This window comes from Microbacterium umsixpiens (genome assembly GCF_053543675.1).
Window position 1 is genome coordinate 41,550 of the sequence record NZ_JBLVOH010000093.1, and the last position, 7,724, is coordinate 49,273.

The following is a 7,724-nucleotide window of genomic DNA, read 5'->3' on the forward strand; positions in this document are numbered from 1 at the left end:
CCCACCTCGCCACCGCCGTGCCCGCGACCATCGAGATCGCGATCGGCGCGATCATCGTCAGCCTCGCGGTCAGCATCGTGCTCGGCACCCTCGCCGCCTACCGTCGCGGCCTCGTCACCGACCAGGTCATCCGGGTCGTGACCCTGGTCGGGCTGAGCGTGCCGACCTTCTGGCTGGCGCTCGTCAGCTTCTACGTCTTCTTCCTCGAGCTGCGCATCGCTCCCGGGTCCGGGCGCATCTCGCCGTCGATCACGCCGCCGCCGCGCGTGACCGGCCTCTACACGGTCGACTACCTCCTGAACGGCGACGCTGTCGGCTTCTTCGACGCCCTCGCGCACCTCGCGCTGCCGGTCATGGTGCTCTCGCTCGTGACGATCGGACTGCTCACCCGCTTCATCCGCACCTCGGTGCTCGAAGTCCTCGGCAGTGACTACGTGCGCGCCGCCCGGGCCAAGGGGCTCCCCGCCATGCGCGTGATCCTCGACTACGTGCTCCGCGGAGCCTCGCTGCCGATCCTCACCGTGGTGGGTGTCGCGTTCGGGGCACTGCTCTCGGGCACCGTGCTCGTCGAGTCGGTGTTCGCCTGGCCGGGACTCGGCACCTATGCCTACAACTCCGCCGCCAACCTCGACCTGCCCGGCATCATGGGCGTCGGTCTCGTGGTCGGCATGATCTACCTCCTCATCAACTTCATCGTCGACATCCTCTACGGCGTGCTCGACCCGAGAGTGAGGATCGCATGAGCCGCATCGCCGCCGCCACGCCCGCCGGCCGCTTCCGCTTCCGTTGGCCCCGCGCCTGGCGCACCCCGCTCGGCATCATCGGCACCGTCATCGCGGGCGCCTGGGTGATCGTGGCCTTCACCGCGCAGTGGTGGGTGCCGTATCCGCCGAACGCCCAGGTGCTGCCTCGCCTGCAGGCGCCGGGCATCGACACGCTGCTGGGCACCGACGGCAACGGCCGCGACATCTTCTCGCGTCTGATGACGGGTGCGACCGTGAGCCTGCCGCTCGCGCTCATGCTCGTGATCGCCGCGATGATCATCGGTACCGTCATCGGCGCCGTCGCCGGCTACTTCGGCGGCTGGGTCGATGAGACCCTGATGCGCATCACCGACCTGTTCATGGCGTTCCCGACGGTGATCCTCGCGATGGTGGTCGCGGCCTCGCTCGGCCCGTCGCTGTTCAACGCGGTGATCGCGGCGATCGTGGTGTCGTGGCCGCAATACTCCCGCGTCACCCGCAGTATCGTGCTGGGTCTGCGTGGGCAGAACTACGTGATCGCCGGACGACTGCTCGGGCACTCGCCGGCCCGCACCCTGTTCGTCGACATCCTCCCGAACATCGCCGGGCCCGTGCTGGTGCTCGCGACGCTCGACATCGGTGCGGCGATCCTGCTCCTCTCCGGACTCTCCTTCCTCGGCCTCGGCGCACAGCCGCCGACCGCCGAGTGGGGGTCCATGATCTCGGGTGCGATGCAGAACTTCGACGCCTGGTGGCTCGGGGTGTTCCCCGGCCTCGCGATCCTGACCGTCGTGCTGGCGTTCAACTTCCTCGGAGACGCGATGCGCGATGTGCTCGACCCGACGGCCGAGATCACGCACGAGAAGGCCGCGGAGCACAAGGCATCGGCGACGGGGGTGGCGGCATGACCTCCGTGCAGGGATCCAGCGTGCTCAGCATCCGCGACCTGACCATCGACATCGGCCGCCCGCTCGTCAAGGGCGTCTCGCTCGAACTCGAGGCCGGTCGCATCCATGGCCTCGCCGGCGAATCCGGATCGGGCAAGACGCTGACCTCGCTCGCCGTGCTGGGACTGCTGCCCCGGCAGGCGAAGACCGGAGGATCGATCCTCCTCGGCGGCGAGGAACTCGTCGGGCTCAAGCGCCGCTCCCTCAACCGGGTGCGCGGCAAGCGCATCGCGATGGTGTTCCAGGATCCTTCCGCGTCGCTGCACCCGCAGCTGCCGGTCGGCCGCCAGCTCACCGACCACATGCGCGTGCACCTCGGGCTCAAGGGCGCGGCGGCACGAGAACGGGCGATCGAACTGCTCGAGACCGTGCAGGTGCCGAACCCCGCCGAAGCCCTCAAGCGCTACCCGCACCAGTTCTCCGGCGGACAGCGCCAGCGCATCGCCATCGCGTGCGCGCTCGCCTGCGACCCCGAGGTGCTGCTGGCCGATGAGCCGACCACGGCCCTCGATGTCACCGTGCAGGCCGGCATCCTGAAGCTGCTGCGCGACCTCGCGGTGGAGCGGAACCTCGCCGTGCTGCTCGTGACGCACGACCTCGGTGTGATGAGCGCGATCGCCGACCGGGTGGCCGTCATGAAGGACGGCCGGGTGGTCGAGCTCGCCGACCGCGAGACGCTGTTCCTCGACCCGCAGCACGACTACACGCGGATGCTGCTCGCGGCTCTGCCGGGTTCGCGCATCGATGAGGCACCGGAAGGGCAGGCCGCAGATGAGTGAGGTCCGAGTCCTCGACGCGCAGGACGTGGTCGTGCGCTACCCCGGCAACCCGCCCGTGATCGCCGTGAACGGTGTGTCGATCAGCGTCGCCGCCGGGGAGACCGTCGCGCTCGTCGGTGAGTCCGGCAGCGGCAAGTCCAGCCTCGCCCGCGCCGTCGTCGGCATCGAGAAGACCGCCGGCGGAACGGTGCTCTTCCGCGATGAGCCCGTGGCACCGCTCGGCATCCGTCGTCGGCCCACCGCGATGACCGGCATCCAGATGGTGTTCCAGGATCCGGCGACGTCGCTGAACCCCCGCCGCCGTGTGGGCGACCAGATCGCCGACGGCATCGCGACCGCCCGTGCGCGCGGCGCCGAGGGATCGACCGTGGATGAGTGGCTCGAGCGCGTCGGCCTCCCGACGACCGTGAGCACCCGCTTCCCGCACCAGTTCTCGGGTGGGCAGAAGCAGCGCATCGCGATCGCCAGGGCGCTGGCCGCGCGGCCATCGCTCCTCGTCGCCGATGAGCCGATCTCGGCACTCGACGCCTCGACGCAGACGAGTGTGGCAGGCCTGATGCGTGACCTGGTCGCGGAGTCGGGAGCCGGGATGCTGTTCATCTCGCACGACCTCGCGGTGGTCCGCCGCATCGCCGACCGCACGTTCGTGATGTTCGGCGGGCGCGTGCTCGAGTCGGGGCCGACGGACCAGCTCTGGGCGGCGCCGCAGCATCCGTACACGCAGGCTCTGCTGGCAGCGATCCCGGAACCCGACGGTGCCGGCCGCATCCCCGCCGCGCCTTCGGTCGATGACCGCACGGTGTGGGCCGAGATCCCGCCGGTCATGTACTGAGCGCGTGACACGAAGGAGATCTCCCGACCTGAAGGACCGGATCGGGCACGAGCTCCTTCAAATCGCGCGATCTCCTTCATTCCGCGTGACCCGGAGTTCCGCGTGACCCGGAGTTCCGCGTGAATCCCCGAACGCACTGCGGGCCGAGGCGAATAGCCCCGGCCCGCAGCATCAGCTCCGCATCAGAGCGGTGCGACGATGTCCTGCTTCACGTCCCACTCGGTGATCTCCATCGCGACCTCGACCGACTGGCCGTCGAGCGAGGCGGTGCTGGTCGACGCGAGGTTGACGTAGTCCGCCGTGACCTCGAAGACGACGTCGACCGTGGTGCCCTGCTGGTCGATCGTGCCGGTCAGGAGGAAGACCTCCTCGCCCAGGCGCTCGCCGGTGCCGGTCACCGTGAACTCGCCGGTCATGGCCTCGGCGGCGGCAGCCGGGTCGAGCGACGTGACGTCGGCGGCGGCGGCGCTCAGCGCGGCGATGACCGGGTCGCTCGACTTCGGATCCGCGACCTGCCACTCGCTCGTCGCGGACTTCACCCAGACGTCGTCGCCGATGGCGACCAGCGAGCCGGCCGGAGAGATCGACTCGAGGGCCTTCTCCGACGGGTTGAACTTCGCCGTCGACTCGATGCCCATGACGGTGGTCTTCGCCGCGTATCCGGCGGTGTCCGACATGGCGTCGGCGATGCAGGCGCCCAGCGCCTTGCCGTCGACGGTTGCGTCCACCTTCAGCTCAGGGCAGTCCGTCGCCGGAGCCTCTGCCTCCTGCGAAGCGCCGCTACTGGGCTTCGACTCGGCCGGCTTGTCCGATCCGCCCGCCGAGCATCCGGTGAGCAGCACGGCGGCGGCGAGAATCACGCCGACCCCCCATTTGTTGACGCGCATTGGCGTCCCCCCTCTGGTCGAGTGCCCGATGACCGTCACCGGGCACGCCCTCCAGCATGCCAAGGGCGGGCGCCGACCCGTGCGGGCGACACGGAGGAATCTCCGCTAGACTGTCGAGGTTGTCTGCTTTCCGGCGTCCATTCGGGATTCCTGGGGCGGGCACGTGCACACACCCTCCTGCTCCCGGGAAAGTCCCGAGAGCCGTTCTAGTCCGAAGGAGGTGGGTAAGTGACGCACCAGTACGAACTCATGGTCATTCTGACTCCCGAGATCGACGAGCGCCAGGTCGCACCTACGCTCGACAAGTTCCTGAAGGTCATCACCAACGATGGTGGCTCGATTGACAAGGTCGACATCTGGGGTAAGCGCCGTCTGGCCTACGAGATCCAGAAGAAGAACGAAGGCATCTACGCCGTCGTCAACTTCACCGCTACCAGCGAGGCCACGCAGGAGCTCGACCGTCAGCTGAAGCTGAACGAGCAGATCATGCGCACCAAGGTCCTCCGCTCGGAAGAGGCTCAGGCGATGGTCGCTTCGGAGGCCAAGCGCTCCGAAGAGAAGGCTGCTCGCAAGGCCGCCAAGGCTGCGAAGGCCTGACGTCCATGGCCGGCGAAACCGTCATCACCGTTGTGGGAAACCTCACGGCCGACCCCGAGCTGCGCTACACGCAGAACGGGCTGCCGGTGGCGAACTTCACCATCGCTTCGACGCCTCGGAACTTCGACCGTGCCGCGAATGAGTGGAAGGACGGCGATGCGCTGTTCCTCCGTGCATCCGTCTGGCGCGAGTTCGCCGAGCACGTGGCGGGTTCGCTGACGAAGGGCATGCGCGTCATCGCGCAGGGCCGTCTGCGTCAGCGCTCCTACCAGGACCGCGAGGGCAACCAGCGCACCGCTATCGAGCTGGAGGTCGACGAGATCGGCCCCTCGCTCCGGTACGCGACCGCGCAGGTCACCCGTGCGGCCTCGACCGGCGGTGCCGGCGGTGCCGGTGGCGGCGGACAGGCTCGTCCCGCGCAGCAGCAGGTGTCGGAAGAGCCGTGGTCGACCCCCGGTTCCTCGACGAGCGCAGACGCCTGGAGCACTCCGGGCAGCTTCGGCGACGACACCCCGTTCTGAACAACTTCTGGATCCGGCCGCCGAGCTCGTCTCGGAAACCGGCATCCGCTCATCACTAAGGAAAAACAATGGCTGGAAAGTCGAGCGGCGACCGCCGCAAGCCGCGGAAGGGTGGCAAGCCCACCGCTCCCGCGAAGTCCATCCGGGTCGGTGTCATCGATTACAAGGATGTCGCCACCCTTCGCAAGTTCGTCTCGGAGCGCGGCAAGATCCGTGCCCGTCGTATCACCGGTGTCTCGGTGCAGGAGCAGCGTCTGATCGCCACGGCGATCAAGAACGCGCGCGAAATGGCGCTCCTGCCCTACGCTGGCGCCGGCCGGTAAGGGGTATCGAGATGGCAAAGCTGATTCTCACGAACGAGGTCGCCGGGCTGGGTAGCGCCGGTGACGTTGTCGAGGTCAAGAACGGGTACGCCCGGAACTTCCTCATCCCGCAGGGCTTCGCTACGGCGTGGACCCGCGGTGGCGAAAAGCAGGTCGCTTCGATCCAGGCCGCGCGTCAGGCACGCGCGATCCACGATCGTGACGACGCTGTCGCGCTGAAGAACGCTCTCGAGGGCACCAAGGTGCGTCTCGCGGTCAAGGCCGGCAAGGAGGGTCGTCTCTTCGGCTCCGTCAAGACCGACCACGTCGCGGATGCTGTCGCAGCCGCCGGCCTGGGTTCGATCGACAAGCGCAAGGTGCACATCCCGTCGCCCATCAAGGTGACCGGTGACCACGAGGCGACCGTGCGTCTGCACGAAGACGTCACCGCAGTCATCACGCTGCAGGTCGTCGCCGCCAAGTAAGGCACTTCCCGGAACGCCCCCTGTCCTTCGGCACAGGGGGCGTTCTGTGTGTGTGGTAGGTGATTCCGCGGTCGCCGTCCGTCTGTCTGTCGGCCGGGGTGCGGATGTCGGGAGGATGCACGGATGTCGGACGAAACGCCGCACTTCCTCCCGACAGGTGTGCGAACTCCCGACATCTTGCACCGCGGGACGGAATCGGGGGTACCCATCGTGCCGCCTTCATCGGGGACCGCTGGACAAAGGTCGTACCCACACCGCACAAGTCTGTTCGAAGGTTCTCAGCCTTTCAGCGTAATGAGTGCACCCCTCCCGCCGTCTCCCCCAGTGAGGGAATGTTCGGCCGAAAGGGGGCCGGGCTGCAGGAGGGTGAGTGAATCGTGAAGGATAGACGTCGCGTGGAGCGGCTGTTCGAAGAGCTGGAGGCCGAGTGCGGCACCAGCGTGGAGTGCCTCGCCGACCGCGTGTCGGCGCTGACCGGTATGGACATCGAGATCGATGTCCTCGAGGAATCGGAATGGACGGCCGTCGCGCCGTTCGTCCTCGTCGAGGGTGATCGCGTGCGGATACCGGTCCGCGGTTCCGATCCGCGATGGTTCCGATTGCACACCGTGACCCATGAGCTCGCGCACGTGCTCTGCGGGCATTTGCGCTGCGAGACCCTGCCGATGACCTTCGACCAGCTGCGTACCCCGGCCCGATCCTGCGCTCTGGTCGGAGCCGGGGGCGGGCCGGGAGCTGCTTCTTCCGAGATCTCCGAAGCCGAAGCCGAGGCCGAAGCCGAGGCCGAGGAGCTCGCGCTGCGCCTGAGCGCGTTCGTCCGCGCACCGAGTCTGGCGCACGCCTAGCTGCTCTTCTCCCGGACGTCCGACGCCCGTCGGTGATGCCGTCGCCTCCTCGTCGGACCGCGAACAGGTCGGGTGCCCCGAATAGACTGACGCTCCCGGTGCGCAGCGGCGCCGGCAGAAGGGGACGCCATGGGGAAGCGCAAGACGCCGGAGCAGCTCGCGGACGAGGAACGCCGCTACCGGCTGGCTCGGGGCGCGCACACCCCGGAGGACTTCGCACAGCTCGTCGACGACCCGAATCAGGCGATCCGTGCCGCCGCCGCCCACAACCCGGATGCCGATGCGCAGGCACTCGCCCGCTTCGCCGCCGACCGGTTCTGGGGTGTGCGGATCGAGGTGGCCCATCACTCCAATGCCACCCGTGAGCTCGTGCTCGGCCTGCTCGAGGCCGACCCGCGCAAGCGCGGCGTGGTGCATCATGCCGCCCGTGAGCGCCTGAGCGCTGAGGGCGTCGCCTTCGATGGCGAGGGCCTGCCCGTCGTCGACTGAGTTCGCGGCGCTACGCCTGTCGGGAGTTTCCTCCGTGTGAGGAGTCGGGACGGCGTGTTCTCCCGACATCCGTCCGAACTCCCGACAGGCGGCCGGGGATTCCGCATCTTTGCGACATGAAGCGCTGTTCTCCGAGCGAACTGCGGTGGGTAGGGCGCGACGGATGCCCCGGGGTGGGGTCCACGGGGCATCCGTCCTAGTGGCGCCGGCGTCGGGTGACGAGCTGGGGACTCGCCAGTAGGGATCGACGCGGCGGCGCACCGGCGATGCGGGGTCTCCTCCCCCGAGGACGACCGC

General features: G+C 68.5%; 11 protein-coding genes. 10 read left to right on the forward strand and 1 reads right to left on the reverse strand.

The annotated features are described in order from the left end of the window. From ACNPM4_RS09425 to ACNPM4_RS09440, 4 genes are all read left to right on the forward strand, one after another. Positions 1-743: ABC transporter permease (locus ACNPM4_RS09425; protein ID WP_448985498.1), on the forward strand; the 743-nt coding region annotated here is incomplete at its 5' end. Further along, a complete protein-coding gene (locus tag ACNPM4_RS09430; protein WP_105712017.1) occupies positions 740-1,651 on the forward strand; it encodes an ABC transporter permease in 912 nt (303 codons plus the stop codon). The genes ACNPM4_RS09425 and ACNPM4_RS09430, both read left to right, overlap by 4 nt. Further along, positions 1,648-2,469 carry an ABC transporter ATP-binding protein gene (locus tag ACNPM4_RS09435; protein ID WP_136042508.1) on the forward strand — a complete coding sequence of 274 codons (822 nt, stop codon included), beginning with the start codon at positions 1,648-1,650 and terminating at the stop codon, positions 2,467-2,469. Before ACNPM4_RS09430 ends, ACNPM4_RS09435 begins: the two co-directional genes overlap by 4 nt. Continuing rightward, positions 2,462-3,301: an ABC transporter ATP-binding protein gene (locus ACNPM4_RS09440; RefSeq protein ID WP_105712019.1), complete on the forward strand. Its 840-nt coding sequence runs from the start codon at positions 2,462-2,464 to the stop codon at positions 3,299-3,301. The genes ACNPM4_RS09435 and ACNPM4_RS09440 overlap by 8 nt, the downstream gene beginning before the upstream one ends. Positions 3,302-3,483: 182 nt before the next feature. On the opposite strand, the gene ACNPM4_RS09445 is transcribed toward ACNPM4_RS09440, so the two are convergent. Further along, a complete protein-coding gene (locus ACNPM4_RS09445) occupies positions 3,484-4,188 on the reverse strand; it encodes a hypothetical protein (RefSeq protein WP_448985499.1) in 705 nt (234 codons plus the stop codon). Positions 4,189-4,416: 228 nt separating this feature from the next. Between ACNPM4_RS09445 and rpsF the strand changes: the two genes are divergently transcribed. The 6 genes from rpsF (at position 4,417) to ACNPM4_RS09475 (ending at position 7,427) form a co-directional block, all read left to right on the forward strand. Continuing rightward, positions 4,417-4,785 (forward strand): 30S ribosomal protein S6, encoded by a 369-nt coding sequence (gene rpsF, locus ACNPM4_RS09450; protein ID WP_029264265.1) that lies wholly within the window; start codon positions 4,417-4,419, stop codon positions 4,783-4,785. 5 nt (positions 4,786-4,790) lie between these two features. Further along, the gene (locus ACNPM4_RS09455; protein ID WP_029264266.1) at positions 4,791-5,306 is read left to right on the forward strand and encodes a single-stranded DNA-binding protein; all 516 of its coding nucleotides are present in this window, start codon (positions 4,791-4,793) and stop codon (positions 5,304-5,306) included. A gap of 68 nt (positions 5,307-5,374) precedes the next feature. Next, entirely contained in the window at positions 5,375-5,629 is a 255-nt protein-coding gene (gene rpsR, locus ACNPM4_RS09460) for a 30S ribosomal protein S18 (RefSeq protein ID WP_017829850.1), read from the forward strand. 11 nt (positions 5,630-5,640) lie between these two features. Continuing rightward, positions 5,641-6,093 carry a 50S ribosomal protein L9 gene (gene rplI, locus ACNPM4_RS09465; protein ID WP_029264267.1) on the forward strand — a complete coding sequence of 151 codons (453 nt, stop codon included), beginning with the start codon at positions 5,641-5,643 and terminating at the stop codon, positions 6,091-6,093. Positions 6,094-6,488: 395 nt separating this feature from the next. Further along, positions 6,489-6,938: a hypothetical protein gene (locus ACNPM4_RS09470; protein ID WP_448985500.1), complete on the forward strand. Its 450-nt coding sequence runs from the start codon at positions 6,489-6,491 to the stop codon at positions 6,936-6,938. Between the two features lie 129 nt (positions 6,939-7,067). Then, complete coding sequence (locus ACNPM4_RS09475; protein ID WP_091027801.1) at positions 7,068-7,427, forward strand: hypothetical protein; 360 nt, start codon at positions 7,068-7,070, stop codon at positions 7,425-7,427. Positions 7,428-7,724 lie beyond the last annotated feature (297 nt).